The 14,592-nt window shown below is 72.9% G+C and carries 11 protein-coding genes; 3 read left to right on the top strand and 8 right to left on the bottom strand.

Going from position 1 to position 14,592, the window contains the following annotated elements:
- Positions 1–87 precede the first annotated feature (87 nt).
- The gene (locus ABZ404_RS08200) at positions 88–1,440 is read right to left on the bottom strand and encodes a M64 family metallopeptidase (RefSeq protein WP_358835517.1); all 1,353 of its coding nucleotides are present in this window, start codon (positions 1,438–1,440) and stop codon (positions 88–90) included.
- Between the two features lie 112 nt (positions 1,441–1,552).
- Here ABZ404_RS08200 and ABZ404_RS08195 point away from each other — a divergent pair, with 112 nt between their 5' ends.
- Both ABZ404_RS08195 and ABZ404_RS08190 read left to right on the top strand, forming a co-directional pair.
- Entirely contained in the window at positions 1,553–2,896 is a 1,344-nt protein-coding gene (locus ABZ404_RS08195) for a tetratricopeptide repeat protein (RefSeq protein ID WP_358835518.1), read from the top strand.
- Between the two features lie 150 nt (positions 2,897–3,046).
- Positions 3,047–3,655: a YceI family protein gene (locus tag ABZ404_RS08190; protein ID WP_358835519.1), complete on the top strand. Its 609-nt coding sequence runs from the start codon at positions 3,047–3,049 to the stop codon at positions 3,653–3,655.
- An 8-nt stretch (positions 3,656–3,663) separates the two neighbouring features.
- Here the strand turns inward: ABZ404_RS08190 and ABZ404_RS08185 are convergent, their stop codons facing one another.
- The 7 genes from ABZ404_RS08185 to ureA all read right to left on the bottom strand — a co-directional run bounded on the left by ABZ404_RS08185 (position 3,664) and on the right by ureA (position 12,594).
- Positions 3,664–5,037 (bottom strand): hypothetical protein, encoded by a 1,374-nt coding sequence (locus ABZ404_RS08185; RefSeq protein ID WP_358835520.1) that lies wholly within the window; start codon positions 5,035–5,037, stop codon positions 3,664–3,666.
- Between the two features lie 92 nt (positions 5,038–5,129).
- Complete coding sequence (gene cimA, locus ABZ404_RS08180; RefSeq protein ID WP_358835521.1) at positions 5,130–6,779, bottom strand: citramalate synthase; 1,650 nt, start codon at positions 6,777–6,779, stop codon at positions 5,130–5,132.
- A gap of 283 nt (positions 6,780–7,062) precedes the next feature.
- Positions 7,063–8,388 (bottom strand): MFS transporter, encoded by a 1,326-nt coding sequence (locus ABZ404_RS08175; protein ID WP_358835522.1) that lies wholly within the window; start codon positions 8,386–8,388, stop codon positions 7,063–7,065.
- 80 nt (positions 8,389–8,468) lie between these two features.
- Positions 8,469–9,092 carry a TetR/AcrR family transcriptional regulator gene (locus tag ABZ404_RS08170; RefSeq protein WP_358835523.1) on the bottom strand — a complete coding sequence of 208 codons (624 nt, stop codon included), beginning with the start codon at positions 9,090–9,092 and terminating at the stop codon, positions 8,469–8,471.
- A 25-nt stretch (positions 9,093–9,117) separates the two neighbouring features.
- Positions 9,118–10,152 carry an agmatine deiminase family protein gene (locus tag ABZ404_RS08165; RefSeq protein WP_358835524.1) on the bottom strand — a complete coding sequence of 345 codons (1,035 nt, stop codon included), beginning with the start codon at positions 10,150–10,152 and terminating at the stop codon, positions 9,118–9,120.
- Between the two features lie 10 nt (positions 10,153–10,162).
- A complete protein-coding gene (locus tag ABZ404_RS08160; RefSeq protein ID WP_358835525.1) occupies positions 10,163–11,896 on the bottom strand; it encodes an urease subunit alpha in 1,734 nt (577 codons plus the stop codon).
- Entirely contained in the window at positions 11,893–12,594 is a 702-nt protein-coding gene (gene ureA / locus ABZ404_RS08155; protein ID WP_358835526.1) for an urease subunit gamma, read from the bottom strand. Before ureA ends, ABZ404_RS08160 begins: the two co-directional genes overlap by 4 nt.
- A 170-nt stretch (positions 12,595–12,764) precedes the next feature.
- On the opposite strand from ureA, the gene ABZ404_RS08150 reads away from it, so the two are divergent.
- A complete protein-coding gene (locus ABZ404_RS08150) occupies positions 12,765–14,192 on the top strand; it encodes a cytosine permease (protein ID WP_358835527.1) in 1,428 nt (475 codons plus the stop codon).
- Positions 14,193–14,592: the final 400 nt, after the last annotated feature.

Raw genomic sequence — 14,592 nt, 5'->3', positions numbered from 1 at the left:
GAGGGGGGTGGGGTGGAGACCGCTGCCGTTGGTGTAGCACGGTGCGCCCGGGGCCTCAATGCCCCGGACGCACCAATCGGAAAGCGCTTACCGCCGTACGTTCCACACCACGGAGTCGCTCAGCCCGGCACGCACCTGGGGATCGCGCACCGACGCGGTCCCGTCGGTGACGGTCACCTTCAGCTGGTGGGTGCGCCGGTCCCACGGGGAGAGGACGGCCTGGGCGACCCCGAGCCAGGTGCGCCCCTCGAACCGGGTGAGCTCCCGCCCGTCCAGGTACCAGCGGATCCTCGGCTGCGCGGCGCCCACCAGCCGGGGCACGGTCACCCGCGCCTTGTCGTGGACGCGAAGGGTCCGTGTGGTCGGCACCGCGGCCGTGGCGATCGAGGCGTGCCGGTAGAACCCGGCGATCATCGCCTCGCGGCCGGGCAGGCTGAAGGGCTTGCCGAGGATGCGCATGATCGAGTTGTCGGTGGGCCGGGAGAGGCCGGTGACGTAGTAGCCGCCGCCCTCGTAGGTGCCCACGGTCCCGCCGTCCGGCGAGGTCTCGCCCAGCCAGCGGTACCACTTGGTCCGCTGCGCGGCCATCTGCTCGGCGCTGAGCACGGAGATGTTGGACTCGGCGACCTCGGGCCCGGAGTAGTGCTCATAGCCGGGCGTGCCCGGGTAGAAGTACTCGTCGGCGAGCTTGCCCAGCGAGTGCCCGGTCTCGTGGATGGCGACCTGGCCGGACTTGGCGTTGCCGGCGGACGCGGTGGAGATGCCCTCGTAACCGAGCTTCTGGCTGGGCTCGTTGTACCCGGCGCCGCCGTACTTCGTGCTGTTGGCGAGCACGATCACCAGGTCGGCCTGCGGCGCCTTGGCGACGTAGGCGTCCACCTTGTCCTGGTCGACGCAGAGCAGCCGCTCGATGCCGTCGCACCAGAAGTACGAGCCCAGCGCCGTGTTCTTCACGTCGCCCTTGGCGGGGTCGCCGGAGACACCGGACTGCGCGGAGACGGCGTCCACGGTCCACACGTTGAAGAGGTTCCGGTACGTGGTGTACGGCTCGACGCCGGTGACCTCGCCCCACTTCTCCTTGGCGTCGGCGTGGAACTGCTCCTGCTGGTCGACGGTGTAGCCGTCGCCCACGATGACCACGTCGAGCCGGTCCGCACCGGGCCCGTTGTCGACGATCTCGTCGACCTGCCCGTCGGCGTCCGCGGCCCGCGCGGAGAGCCGGCCGCCGGAACGCACACCACCGGCCGCGGGAACGCGCACATGCCCGGACCCGGCGACCGCGCCGTCCTCCGGCCCGGGTATCTCCACCTCCACGCGCGGCCGGGGCGCGGGCGTGTCGGCGGCCTCGGCGGCCTCGGTGGGCACGGACAGGAGCGCGGCCACGACGGATCCGGTGAGCCCGGTCGCCGCTATGGTTCTGCGCAGAAAGGCTGGGCGCATGAAATCCTCCCCCGGTGACGGAAGTTAAGCGGTCGGATAAATCTGTTGAACGGTCCGCTTAAGTTAGGGGGCGCGCGGGGCATGCGCAATGCCCTGGGACGAGGGAGACGCGATGGACGAACCTGCCGTGATCGGCCGCCGGGTGCAGCGACTGCGTGCCGAACGGGGACTCACCCAGCGGCAGTTGGCCGAGCCCGCCTACACCCCGGCCTATGTGTCCACCCTGGAATCCGGCAAGGTCAGGCCGTCCGAGGCCGCGCTGCGCCACCTCGCCGACCGCCTGGGCACCACCTACGAGGAGCTCGCCACCGGCCGCCCCGCGCACCTCGCCACCGCGCTGCGCCTGGAACTCACCGACGCCCAGCGGCTCCTGGCCACCGGGGACGCGGACGAGGCCGCCGTGCGCTACCGCCGGCTGCTGACCGAGGCCGAGCTGCACGACCTGCTCCCCGAACAGGCCGAAGCGCTCCTGGGCCTGGGCGAGTGCGCCCTGGAGACCGGCGAACTGCCCGACGCGATACGCCATTTCGAGGCCGCCGAACGCCATCAGGCGGACGAGCCGCTGCCGCGCCGGGCGCGCGCGATCCGGGGCCGGGCCATCGCGCACGTCCTGGCCGGGGAGCTGCGCTACGCCTGCTACCTGCTGGAGTCCACCATCGACGAGCTGGGCACCTCGGGCCTCAACGACCCGGAGTCCCTGGTCCTCCTCTACTCGGCGGTCATCGGCCCCTATCTGGACATGGGCGCCCAGGCCCGCGCCGCGCACGCCGCCGAGCTGGCCCTCGCCCTCGCCCCGCAGGTCTCCGATCCGGCGCTGGTGGCGGGCATGCACCGCCAGGTCGCCCGCACCTTCCTGGCCGAGGGCCGTACCGCCGACGCCGACGCCTCCCTCGCCAAGGCCCAGGCGGTCTACCGCCAGCTGCGGCTGCGCACCGATCTCGCGCACTGCCACTGGATGCGGGGGTACGTCCACGCCCAGGGCGGCGAGCTGGACGCGGCCGAGCGGGAGCTGCGGACGGCACGCGACATGCTGGCCGCGAAGCGGGCCGCGCTCTTCACCTGCCAGGTCGAGGTCGAACTCGCCGACGTACTGCGCCGTCTGGGCCGCCACGAGGAGGCGGCCTCGCTGCTCACCCCGCTCGTGGACCCCGCGCCCGAGCTGGGCGACCGGCACGGCGCGGTCCACGCGGGCGGCGCGCACCGCCTGCTCGGGCTGATCCACGAGGAGCGCGGCGAGCTCGACACGGCCGAGGAGCACTACGTCACCGCCCTCGGCCTCCTGGAGCGCAGCGGGGCCTCGGGCGACCTGGCGGACCTGTGCCGCCTCCTCGGCGATCTGCTGCGGCGGACCGGGCGCACGGAGGCGGCGCTCGACGCGTACCGGACGGGACTGGGACACCGGGCCGCACCGGGGACCACCACGCTGGGGCCGGCGCCGGCGCCACCCAGGTACTAGGCCCCGCCCAGCCCTCTCCCCGCGCCCTCCGGGCGCCCTCGGACACCGCCCCGGCGCGGCATGCCGGCAGAGTTGTTGAAACTTGAACGGAATAGGCCTACAGTCAATCTCGTTGAACCTTCAACCAACAGCCGAAGGAGCACGAGCATCATGGGAATCTTCACCCGCAAGAACACCGGCACCACCACCCTCACCGCCCCCGCCCCCGTCGACCCCGCCCTCGCCGCCCTCACCGGCACCTACACCATCGACCCGGCCCACAGCAGCATCGGATTCACCGTCCGCCACGCCATGGTCACCAACGTCCGCGGCTCGTTCGCCGAGCACGAGGGCACCCTCGTCCTCGACGGCACCGACCCCGCCGCCTCCTCCGCCGTCATCGAGGTGAGGATCGCGTCCGTGGACACCGGCATCGCCGACCGCGACGCCCATCTGCGCAGCGCCGACTTCTTCGACGCCGAGCGGTTCCCGCTGATGACCTTCCGCTCCACCGAGGCCCAGCAGCTCGGCGGCGACAAGTACCGCGTCGTCGGCGACCTCACCATCAAGGACGTCACCCGGCCGCTCGCCATCGACCTGGAGTTCAACGGCTCGGCCACCGACCCCTACGGCAACCAGCGCGTCGGCTTCGAGGGCAGCGCCGACATCCTGCGCTCCGACTGGGGCCTGACCTGGAACGCCGCGCTGGAGACCGGTGGCGTCGTGGTCAGCGACAAGGTCCGGCTGACCTTCGACATCTCGGCGATCAAGTCGGTCTGAGCCGGGCCCTACCAGCCACCGCCGCCGTCGAAGCCGCCGCCACCGCCGTCCCCGCCGCCCCCGTCGCCCCACCCGCCGCCGAAGTCGGACGCGTCGAAGTCCGCCCCGGAGACGTCACCCCCGTCGAAGCCCTGCCCCGGCCCCGCGAAGTCCGCGCCGCCGTAGTCCACCGCGTACGCCGGGGTGGCCAGCATGGAGCCGAGCATCGTGCCCATCAGCAGTCCGGGCAGCATGCCCCCGCCGAAGTACCCGCCCGCCCAGGGCCCGTACGCCGGACCCGCGTCGTAGTACGGACGGCGTCCCCCGTCCGTGTCGACCTGCCGTACCAGCGGGTCCTGCCCGTCCCGCAGGCGCGTCGCGTCGGCGAGGCAGACCGGGACCTGGCGCGGGGCGCTGCCCGCCGGGGACCAGGTGGCGTCCTCGACCGAGGGGCCGTGGCGCGGGTCGAAGAAGCAGGGGGCGCGGCGCTCGGGCAGCGGCCGGCGCTCACGGCGGGCGGCCAGGGTGGCGAGGGAGAACCGCCCGTCCTCCAGGGCCTGGGTGACCCCGCGCACGTCGGCGGGGTGCCGGGCCGCCGCCATCAGGGTCTTCGCGGTCTCGTACGCGTCGAGGGCGCGCTCGTAGTCGGCGCGCATGGCGTCGTCGGCGCCCGCTTCGGCCGGATGGAAGTCGAGCCGGTCCAGCTCCTCGCCGAACGCGGTGATGTCCTCGTCCACGACCACCTGGAGCCGCCGGAGCGCCGCCCGCTCCTCCTCGGCCTTCCTCTTCCGGTTGCGCCGCACCAGGGCGTACGCGCCGGCGCCGCCCGCCACGGCGACCGCGCCCAGGGCGATCAGCCCGGTCGCGGAGCCGCCGCCGTCGTCGCCGGACCCCGCGCCGCCGCCCCAGGAGGCGGGGGCGTGCCCGCGCAGGGTGGGCAGGGCCTGGTCCACGAAGGCGTTCAGCTGGGTGGCGGCGTCCGAGGCGGTGCCCGGGGCCCGTACCGCCGTCTTCAGGTTCTCCACGGCCTGCGGTGACATGACCTTCCGGTCGGCGCCCGCGTTGAAGGCGTCGCCCAGACGGACCGCGTACAGGCCGGTGACGCCGGTGTCCGTACGGAGGTTCCGCAGGAGCGTGTCCCTGGGGAACGCGGAGGTCGCCGGGAGTACGGCCACGAAGAGCGGCTTGTCGGCGTCCTTGATCTTCTTGGCCAGGGCGTCGGCCTGCGCGGCCGGGAGCTGCGCGGCGGCGCCCGGGTCGACGTAGACCGGCGCCTTCCTCAGCGCGGCGGCGACCTCGCCGACCCCGGACGCGGCGGGCGCGGCGGTGGCGGTCGCCGTGGCCACGGGGGCCAGCGCGAGGAGTGCGGCGGCGGTGGACGCGAGCAGAACGCGGAGCCTCATGCTTCCGACGCTACCGGAGTCGCTTTCGAAACGGACAAAACCTCCGGCGCGGAGCGGGGCCGCGGGTCCGCGAAGGGCCCGGGCGGGGTCCGCTACTCCGGCGGCTCCACGCCCGCCCGGAGCAGCCCGTAGGTGTACGCGTCCTCCAGCGCCCCCCAGGACGCCCCGATGATGTTCGTCGCCACTCCCACCGTGGCCCACTCCCCCGCCCCGTCCGTGGTCGTGATCAGGACCCGGGTCGTGGAGTCCGTGCCGTGGCGGCCCTCCAGGATGCGGACCTTGTAGTCGACCAGTTCCAGCTTGGCGAGCTGGGGGTAGATGCGCTCCAGGCCCACCCGCAGGGCGCGGTCGAGGGCGTTGACGGGGCCGTTGCCCTCCGCCGTCGCCACGATCCGCTCACCCTTGGCCCACAGCTTGACCGTCGCCTCGTTGGCGTGGGTGCCATCGGGGCGGTCCTCGACGATGGCGCGCCAGGACTCCACGCGGAAGTACTTGCGGGCCCGGCCCTCGGCCTCGGCGCGCAGCAGCAGTTCGAAGGAGGCGTCGGCGGCCTCGTACGTGTAGCCCTTGAGCTCGCGCTCCTTCACCCGTGCCACGACCCGGCCGACCAGCTCGCGGTCGTCCCCGAGCTCGACGCCGAGCTCCTTGCCCTTGAGCTCGATGGAGGCGCGGCCGGCCATGTCGGAGACCAGCATCCGGATGCGGTTGCCGACCAGACCGGGGTCGATGTGCTGGTAGAGGTCGGGGTCGACCTTGATCGCCGAGGCGTGCAGGCCCGCCTTGTGGGCGAAGGCGGAGACGCCCACGTACGGCTGGTGCGTGGAGGGGGTCAGATTGACCACCTCGGCGATCGCGTGCGAGATACGCGTCATCTCGGCGAGCGCGCCCTCGGGCAGGACCTTCATGCCGTACTTGAGCTCCAGCGCCGCCACCACCGGGAAGAGGTTGGCGTTGCCGACCCGCTCGCCGTAGCCGTTCGCCGTGCACTGCACGTGCGTGGCGCCGGCGTCGACCGCCGCGAGGGTGTTGGCGACGGCGCAGCCGGTGTCGTCCTGGGCGTGGATGCCGAGCCGGGCGCCGGTGTCGGCGAGGACGGTGGCGACCACGGCCTGGATCTGGGCGGGCAGCATGCCGCCGTTGGTGTCGCAGAGGATGACGACGTCCGCGCCGGACTCGCTCGCGGCCCGGACGACCGACTTGGCGTACTCGGGGTTGGCCCGGTACCCGTCGAAGAAGTGCTCGCAGTCGACGAAGACGCGCCGGCCCTGTTCGCGCAGATGGGAGACGGTGTCCCGGACCATCTCCAGGTTCTCCTCCAGCGTGGTGCGCAGGGCGAGCTCGACATGGCGGTCGTGGGACTTGGCGACCAGCGTGATCACCGGGGCTCCGGACGCCAGCAGCGCCTTGACCTGCGGGTCCGTGGCCGCGCTGCCGCCGGGGCGGCGGGTCGCGCCGAACGCCACCAGCTGGGCGTTCCTGAAGGTGATCTCCTGCTGGGCGCGGGCGAAGAACTCCGTGTCGCGGGGGTTCGCGCCGGGCCAGCCGCCCTCGATGAAGCCCACCCCGAAGTCGTCCAGGTGCCGGGCGATCGTCAGCTTGTCCGCGACGGTGAGGTTGATGCCCTCGCGCTGGGCACCGTCGCGCAGCGTGGTGTCGAAGACGTGGAATCCATCCTCGACGCGGCCGACGCGGTCGACACGGTCGGCGCGATGACTGTCTTCAGGTGCCTCGTTGGCCGTCATGCTGGGGTGACTCCTGTCGGGTGAGTGGCTCCGGACTGGCTGGCTCCACTGCCCCCATCATCGCGTGCGGTTCGCGTCCGGCCGAGGTGGGGCCGGGAAACGAAAAGACCCCTCGCGGGTGCGAAGGGTCTGCGCGCGGGTCTGGGGCACGATGTCCGCTGCCGCGGGGGTTGTGCCGCGGGTTCAGCGGTCACTGCGGACCGGCGCGCTGCTGTCCATAATCATCCGGAAAGCGAGCACGGTCGCAGTCTGCCACACGGCCGCCACGCCGTGGACCGGGGTCTCAGGATGCGGGCACCCCGTCCGTGCCCGCGGCCAGGGGGGCGGTGGCGGGGGCGGGCGCGACCCGGTGCAGGTCGATGTCCCGCGTCTCCCTCATCGTCAGGTACACCACCAGGCTCACCGTGGCGCACCCCGCCACGTACCAGTAGAAGCCGGACTCGATCCCGCCCCGCTTGAACCACAGCGCCACGTACTCCGCCGTACCGCCGAACAGGGCGTTGGCGATGGCGTACGGCAGCGCGACGCCCAGGGCGCGGATGCCGGTCGGGAACAGCTCCGCCTTCACGCAGGCGTTGATGGACGTGTAGCCCGTCACCACCACCAGGGCGAGCAGCGCCAGGCCGAAGGCCGGCCAGAACGTGCCCGCGTGCTTGAGCATCGTCATGACCGGCACGGTCAGGAACGTCGAGCCGACCGCGAAGGTGATCAGCAGGGGACGGCGGCCGATCCGGTCCGAGAGCATGCCCGCGAGCGGCTGGAGGCACATGAAGACGAACAGCGCGCAGAACGACACCAGTGACGCCGTGGGCTTGGGCATGCCCGCGCTCTTGGAGAGGAACTTCGTCAGATAGGTCGTGTACGTGTAGTAGGCGACCGTGCCGCCCATCGTCAGCGCCATGACCAGGAACGCCTCCCTGCGGTGGCGCCACAGCGCCTTCAGGGTGCCCCGCTCCTCGTCGCGGGCCGCGCCGGACTCCTCGTAGACCTCGGTCTCCAGCATGTTGCGCCGCAGATAGAAGACGACGGCCGCGCCCAGCGCGCCCACGATGAAGGGCACGCGCCAGCCCCAGCTGTGCAGCGCGTCCTCGGAGAGGGTGCGCTGCATGACGATCTGCAGGCCGAGGCCGACGAGCTGGCCCGCGGTCATCGACACGTACTGGAAGCTGGAGGCGAAGCCCCGGCGGCGGGGGTCGGACGCCTCGGTGAGGTAGGTCGCGCTCGCCGCGTACTCACCGCCGACCGAGAGTCCCTGCAACAGCCTCGCGACCAGCAGGACCGCCACTCCCCCGTATCCGGCCACCCCGTACGTCGGCGCCACCGCGATCAGGATCGCGGAGGCGGACATCAGGGTGACGGTCAGGGTCAGCGCGGCCTTGCGGCCCCGGCGGTCGCCGATGCGGCCGAGCAGCCAGCCGCCCACCGGCCGCATGAAGAAGCCGACGGCGAAGATCCCCATGGTGTTCATGAGGTTGGCGGTCTCGTTCCCCTTGGGGAAGAACGCGTCCGCGAAGTACACCGCGAAGGTGGCGTACACGAACCAGTCGAACCACTCGACCATGTTGCCGGCCGAACCGACCCAGATCTTCTTCCACTGCTCTCGTCCCATGGAAGATCACGGTGGCCCAGCCCGGTGCGGCCGACAAGGGTGACGCACGCAACGATAAGGCGTACTTGCGTACGTTGTGTTCAGCCCCCGGTCGGGGGTCGCACGAGTGACTCGTCCACGAACTCCCGTACGTGGACGAGGACTTGGGGGCGTCCGGTGCCGGGTATGCCGACCGCCACATGGACGCTGAAGCCGTCGAGCAGCGCCCGCAGCCGGGCCGCGAAGCGGTCGGCGTCGACCGGGCGGAACTCGCCGCGCGAGACGCCCTCCGCGATGATCGCGACCAGGTCGCGGTGCCAGGCGCCCTCGATGGCGGCCTGGCGGGCGCGGGCGGCGGCGTCGGTGGCGGCGTTCTGCGAGCGGTTCCAGACCTCCAGCCACAGGATCCAGTGCGGGTCGCGGACGCCGTCGGGCACATACAGGTCGACGTAGGCGTCGAGGCGTTCGCGGACCGCGCCCGGCCGGGAGAGCAGGGCCCGGCGCTCGGCGCCGAGCCGGCCCTCGCTCCACTCCAGGGTCTGGAGCAGCAGTTCGTCCTTGCTGTGGAAGTAGTAGAGGAGATGGCCGCTGGACATGCCGACCTCGCGGCCGAGACCGGCCATGGTCAGGCCGTCGAGACCGCGCTCGGCGATGGTGGCCATGGCGGCGGCCAGCACCTCCTCGCGCGGCGGCGCGTTCTTCCGCGCGCGGGCCGGACCGGCCATGCCCCTCCTCCTGGTTCCTCCGGGATCACACCCTGGGCTGCTGCTGGGTGATGCAGTGGATGCCACCACCCCCGGCGAAGATCGTACGTGCGTCGACGAGGGTCACGGTCCGATCGGGGAAGAGCCGGCGGAAGACGCCCGCCGCGTTCTCGTCCCTCGGGTCGTCGAAGCCGCACAGGACGACGCCGCCGTTGCAGAGGTAGTGGTTGATGTAGGAGTGGTCGACCCAGCCGTGGTCGTCGGTGAGGACGGTCGGGGCGGGGACCTCCACCACCTCGATGCTCCGGCCCCGCGCGTCGGTCTGGCTCCGCAGCAGCGCCACGTTCTCCCTGCACACCTCGTGGTCGGGGTGGGCCGGGTCGGGCTGGGTGTGGGCGACGACCACGCCGGGGCGGGCGAACGCGGCGACGATGTCGACGTGGCCCAGGGTGCCGTAGCCGTGCGGCGGGTAGTCGGCGGTCAGGCCGCGCGGCAGCCAGATCGCCTTGCGGGTGCCGAGCATGCCGTGGATCTCCGCCTCGACCTGCTCGCGCGTCCAGCCGGGGTTGCGCTCGGGGCCGAGCTGCACGGACTCGGTGAGCAGGACCGTGCCCTCGCCGTCGACGTGGATCGCGCCGCCCTCGTTGACCAGGCGCGAGGTGTACGTCCGCGCCCCGGCCAGGTCCGCGACGTACGCGCCGATCTTGGCGTCGTGCTCCCAGCGGGCCCAGCCCTGGGCGCCCCAGCCGTTGAACGTCCAGTCCACGGCGGCGAGTTCGGAGCCGTTGGTCAGGAAGGTCGGGCCGATGTCGCGCATCCAGGCGTCGTCGAGCTCGCGCTCCACGAGATCGATGCCGGGGCCGAGCAGGGCGCCGGCATCGGCGCTCTGGCCGGGGCCGCAGACGACGGTGACGGGCTCGAAGCGGCGCACGGTCCGGGCCACGGCCGCCCAGGCCGCGCGGGCTTCGGCGAGCTCGTCCTGGTTGGCGAAGGTCACGTTGGGGCCGGGCCACGCCATCCAGGTGCGCTCGTGCGGAGCCCACTCGGCGGGCATGCGGAAGCCGTCGGCGGCAGCGGTCATCGTCGGGTCCTTAGAGGAAGTAGAGGCGGTTGAGGGAGACGGAGTCGGCGGGCTCCGAGCGCAGCGGGTCGCCGTCGAGGGTGACCAGTCCGGTGCGTCCGTCCACGTCCACCGCTCCGGTACGGGAGTTGAGGACGAGGTCGGCGGGGCCGATGCCCCGGGTGCCGCGCACGGCGACCCGGCGCCGGCGGGTCGGCATCAGATCGCCTCCCTGGTCGAGGGCGGCGCGGGCCACGAAGGCGACGGAGAGCTCGGCGGGGGTGGCGCCGTGGGCGCCGAAGAGCGGGCCGAGGACCAGCGGCTCGCAGGTCTCGGTCGCCGCGTTCGGATCACCCGTGACGCCCCAGGCGGGGAAGCCGGACTTGAGCACCATCTGCGGCTTGGCGCCGAAGTAGGCGGGCCGCCACAGCACGAGGTCGGCCAGCTTGCCGACCTCGATGGAGCCGATCTCGTGCGCGAGGCCGTGGGCGAGCGCCGGGTTGATGGTGAGCTTGGCGATGTAGCGCAGCACGCGCGCGTTGTCGTCGCCCTCGCCGTCGCCCTCCAGGGGGCCGAGTTCGGCCTTCATCTTCGCGGCCATGGCGAAGGTGCGGCGTACGGTCTCGCCCGCGCGGCCCATGCCCTGGGCGTCGGAGGAGGTGATGCCGATCGCGCCCAGATCGTGCAGCACGTCCTCGGCGCCCATGGTCCCGGCCCGGATGCGGTCGCGGGCCATGGCCGCGTCACCGGGCAGGTCCGGCTTGAGGCCGTGGACGGAGACGATCATCCCGTAGTGCTCGGCGACCGCGTCCCGGCCGAACGGCAGGGTCGGATTGGTGGACGAGCCGATGACATTGGGCACGCCCGCCATCTTCAGCACGTTGGGGACGTGGCCGCCGCCGCAGCCCTCGATGTGGAAGGCGTGGATGGTCCGTCCCTCCAGGACCTTGAGGGTGTCCTCCACCGACAGGCACTCGTTCAGGCCGTCGCTGTGCAGGGCGACCTGCACGTCGTGCTCCTCGGCCACCCGCAGCGCCGTGTCCAGGGCGCGGGTGTGCGCGCCCATGTCCTCGTGGACCTTGAAGCCGCAGGCACCGCCCTCGGCGAGCGCCTCCACCAGCGGGGCACCGTCGGAGGACGAACCCCGGCCCAGGAAGCCGATGTTGACGGGCCAGGCGTCGAAGGCCGCGAAGGCGTTCCGCAGCGCCCAGGGCGAGTTGACGCCGACCCCCCAGACGGGGCCGAACTCCTGGCCGATGAGCGTGGTGACACCGGAGGAGAGGGAGGCCTCCATGATGCGCGGCGAGAGCAGATGGACATGGGTGTCCACCGCGCCGGCGGTGGCGATCAGCCCCTCGCCGGAGACGATGCTGGTCCCGGTGCCGACGACGACGTCCACCCCGTCGAGGGTGTCCGGGTTCCCGGCGCGCCCGATGGCGTGGATGCGGCCCTCGCGGATGCCGATGGAGACCTTGCGGATGCCCAGCACCGCGTCGATGACGACGACGTTGCTGATCACGACGTCGCAGGTGTCGCGGACCGCGGCGGCCTTCAGATGCAGTCCGTCGCGGGCGGTCTTGCCGAACCCGGCGAGGAACTCCTCGCCCGGCCGCTGGGAGTCCGACTCCACCCGCACGGTGAGCCCGCTGTCCCCGAGCCGGATCCGGTCCCCGGCCCGGGGCCCGAAGACCGCCGCGTACTCGTCGGGGTCGATGTGGCGGCTGCCGGGCGCGCAGTGGTCGCTGTGGCGGCTGGGCCTGCTCATGAAACCGCTCCTTCCGGGCGCGCGCCCAGATAGCCGCAGGCGGCCGCCCGGCGCAGGGCCTCGTGGCGGGCGCCGGGCGCGTCCAGCGGCCCGTCGACCAGTCCGGCGAACCCGATGGCGATCCGGGCGCCGCCGATCGGGACGAGCCCGACCTCGGCCTCGCCGCCCGGGTCGAACCGGACCGAGGACCCGGCCGGTACGCACAGGCGCATCCCGTACGCGGCGGCGCGGTCGAATTCGAGGCGCGGGTTGGCCTCGAAGAAGTGGAAGTGCGAGGTGACGCTGACCGGGACGGGCGCGGTGTTGCGCACGGTGAGCCGGAGGGCGGGCTCGGGGTCCGGGCCCTGCGGGCCGGGCAGCACGGCGCCGGGGGCGTCCGCGCCGAGTCCGGCGGCGCCGCCGAGGGGTGCGGGGACCACGGCGAGCCGCGAGCCGTCGTCGAAGACGGCTTCGACGTGCACCTCGGTGACCACGTCCGCGACGCCCGGCAGGACGTCGTCGGGGCCGAGGACGCTCCGGGCGGCGGCGATGGCGTCGGTGAGCCGGCGCCCGTCGCGGGCCGCCTCGCAGACGGTGTCCGCGATGAGCGCGGTGGCCTCGGGGACGTTCAGCCGCAGTCCGCGCGCCCGGCGGGCCCGGGCGAGCTCGGCGGCGCCGAAGAGCAGCAGCCGGTCACGTTCTGTAGGGGTAAGTCGCACGCACCACACCTCCGATTTAGAGCACCACTCTAACCCCACTAATCGCCACAGAGGAAGGAACAAGGGGTTGACGAGAACAGGTGGGAGCCCCCACATTGAACGCCACTCAAACAACCGGAACGTCGAAATCAGGCCAGCGCGTCAAGGCCATCGAGCGTCAGGGGCAGCCCATGCAGATCGAACAGCGCGGAGTCGACACGATCCCGGAGGAGGAACGCACCAGCGGCCCACGCGACCTGGTGTCGATCCTGCTCGGCTCCAACCTCTGCCTGGGCGTGATCGTCTTCGGCTGGCTCCCGGTCTCCTTCGGCCTCGGCTGGTGGGCCTCGGTGAGCGCGGTCGTCGCGGGCACGCTGGTGGGCACGGTGCTGACGGCCCCGCTGGCGCTGGTGTCCCTGCGCACGGCGACCAACCTGTCCACGTCGTCGGGCGCGCAGTTCGGGGTGCGGGGCCGGCTGGTCGGCTCGGTGGTCGGCCTGCTGCTCTCCCTCGGCTACACCGCCCTCACGGTCTGGATCGGCGGCGACGCGATGGCGGGCGTCCTGCACCGGCTCGTCGGCCTGCCCACGGGCGGTGTCTCGTACGGGGTCGTGTACGCGGTGCTCGCGGGGGCGACGGTGGTCGGCGCGGTGTACGGGTACCGGGTGCTGCTGCGCCTGTCCCGGGTCCTGGCGTTCGGCATGACCGCGCTGCTGGTCCTGGGGATCGCGGCCTACGCCCCGCACTTCACCACGGCCGCCCTCCCCGACGCGGGCGGCTATCTGCTCGGCTCGTTCTGGCCCACGTGGCTGCTGGCGCTGGTGGCGGCGGGGCTGAGCGGCCCGATCGCGTTCATCACGCTGCTCGGCGACTACACGCGCTACATCTCCCCCACCCGCCACGCCCCGCGCCGGGTGCTGCACGCGACCTGGCTCGGCCTGGTCGCCGGACTGCTGGTGCCGCAGCTGTTCGGCACGTTCACGGCGTACGCGGCGGGGGCGGCGGCGGACTACGCGGGCCCGCTGGTGGCGGCCGCGCCCGGCTGGTACCTGGCGCCGCTGCTCCTCGCGGCGTCGGCGGGGTCGGTGGGCAACGCGGGGCTGATGCTGTACTCGATGGGGCTCGACCTCGACGCGATCCTGCCGCGCGCCTCGCGTACGCGGGCGACGTTCGCGGTGGCCGGGGTGGCGACGGTGTGCGTGTTCGCGGGGCACTACGCGTGGGACGCGCAGGCGGCGATGACGTCGTTCGTCCTGCTGCTGACGGCGGTCGGCACGCCGTGGGCGGTCATCACCCTCATCGGCTTCGTCCGCTGCCGGGGTGTGTACGACGCGGACGCCCTCCAGGTCTTCAACCGGCGGTCGCGGGGCGGGGCGTACTGGTACCGGGGCGGCTGGAACTGGCGGGCCGCGGTGGCGTGGGGGCTGGGGGCGGGGGTGGGGGTGCTGGCGGTGTCGCTTCCCGGGTACGCGGGGCCGCTGCTGCGGTTCACCGGTGGGGTGGATTGCAGCTTTTTGCTTTCGGGGGTGGTGGGGGGTGCGGTGTACGCGACGCTGAGCCGCGGGGTTCTCCCCCACCCCGCCCCTTCCCTGAACCCTCCGGGGGCGGAGACGGCCTGAGGTCCCCTCGCCCTACCCCCCGGGGCTGCGCCCCCGGCCCCCCGGCCCCGGTGTCCGTCTGCGGACGAGCGGGGGTTGCCCACACCCCTTCGCCTACGACCCGGCGGAGGGTCACCCGCTCCCTTGATCGGCCCGGAGTTCATCCACCGCCCGGTGGAGGATCACCCGCGCAGTTCCCCGCGCCCCTCAACGGCCCGGAGTTCGTCCACCGGCCGGTGGAGGGTTACCCGCGCAGTTCCCCGCGCCCCTGTTCCGCCCGGAGTTCATCTACCGGCCGGTGGTGGGTTGCCCGCGCAGTTCCCCGCGCCCCTCAACGGCCCGGGATTCGTCTACCGCCCGGTGGAGGGTCACCCGCGCAGTTCCCCGCGCCCCTGGGTGCTCCGGCTCCTCCGGCGCCCGA

Origin of the sequence: Streptomyces sp. NPDC005878, assembly GCF_040629815.1 — a bacterium.
Taxonomy (GTDB): Bacteria; Actinomycetota; Actinomycetes; order Streptomycetales; family Streptomycetaceae; genus Streptomyces.
This window is presented reverse-complemented; position numbering and strand designations above follow the sequence as displayed.

Excerpts from the sequence above, each read along its gene's own strand:
- ABZ404_RS08200 (WP_358835517.1), bottom strand. The coding sequence starts at position 1,440 with ATGCGCCCAGCCTTTCTGCGCAGAACCATAGCGGCGACCGGGCTCACC.
- ABZ404_RS08195 (WP_358835518.1), top strand. The coding sequence starts at position 1,553 with ATGGACGAACCTGCCGTGATCGGCCGCCGGGTGCAGCGACTGCGTGCC.
- ABZ404_RS08190 (WP_358835519.1), top strand. The coding sequence starts at position 3,047 with ATGGGAATCTTCACCCGCAAGAACACCGGCACCACCACCCTCACCGCC.
- ABZ404_RS08185 (WP_358835520.1), bottom strand. The coding sequence starts at position 5,037 with ATGAGGCTCCGCGTTCTGCTCGCGTCCACCGCCGCCGCACTCCTCGCG.
- cimA (WP_358835521.1), bottom strand. The coding sequence starts at position 6,779 with ATGACGGCCAACGAGGCACCTGAAGACAGTCATCGCGCCGACCGTGTC.
- ABZ404_RS08175 (WP_358835522.1), bottom strand. The coding sequence starts at position 8,388 with ATGGGACGAGAGCAGTGGAAGAAGATCTGGGTCGGTTCGGCCGGCAAC.
- ABZ404_RS08170 (WP_358835523.1), bottom strand. The coding sequence starts at position 9,092 with ATGGCCGGTCCGGCCCGCGCGCGGAAGAACGCGCCGCCGCGCGAGGAG.
- ABZ404_RS08165 (WP_358835524.1), bottom strand. The coding sequence starts at position 10,152 with ATGACCGCTGCCGCCGACGGCTTCCGCATGCCCGCCGAGTGGGCTCCG.
- ABZ404_RS08160 (WP_358835525.1), bottom strand. The coding sequence starts at position 11,896 with ATGAGCAGGCCCAGCCGCCACAGCGACCACTGCGCGCCCGGCAGCCGC.
- ABZ404_RS08150 (WP_358835527.1), top strand. The coding sequence starts at position 12,765 with ATGCAGATCGAACAGCGCGGAGTCGACACGATCCCGGAGGAGGAACGC.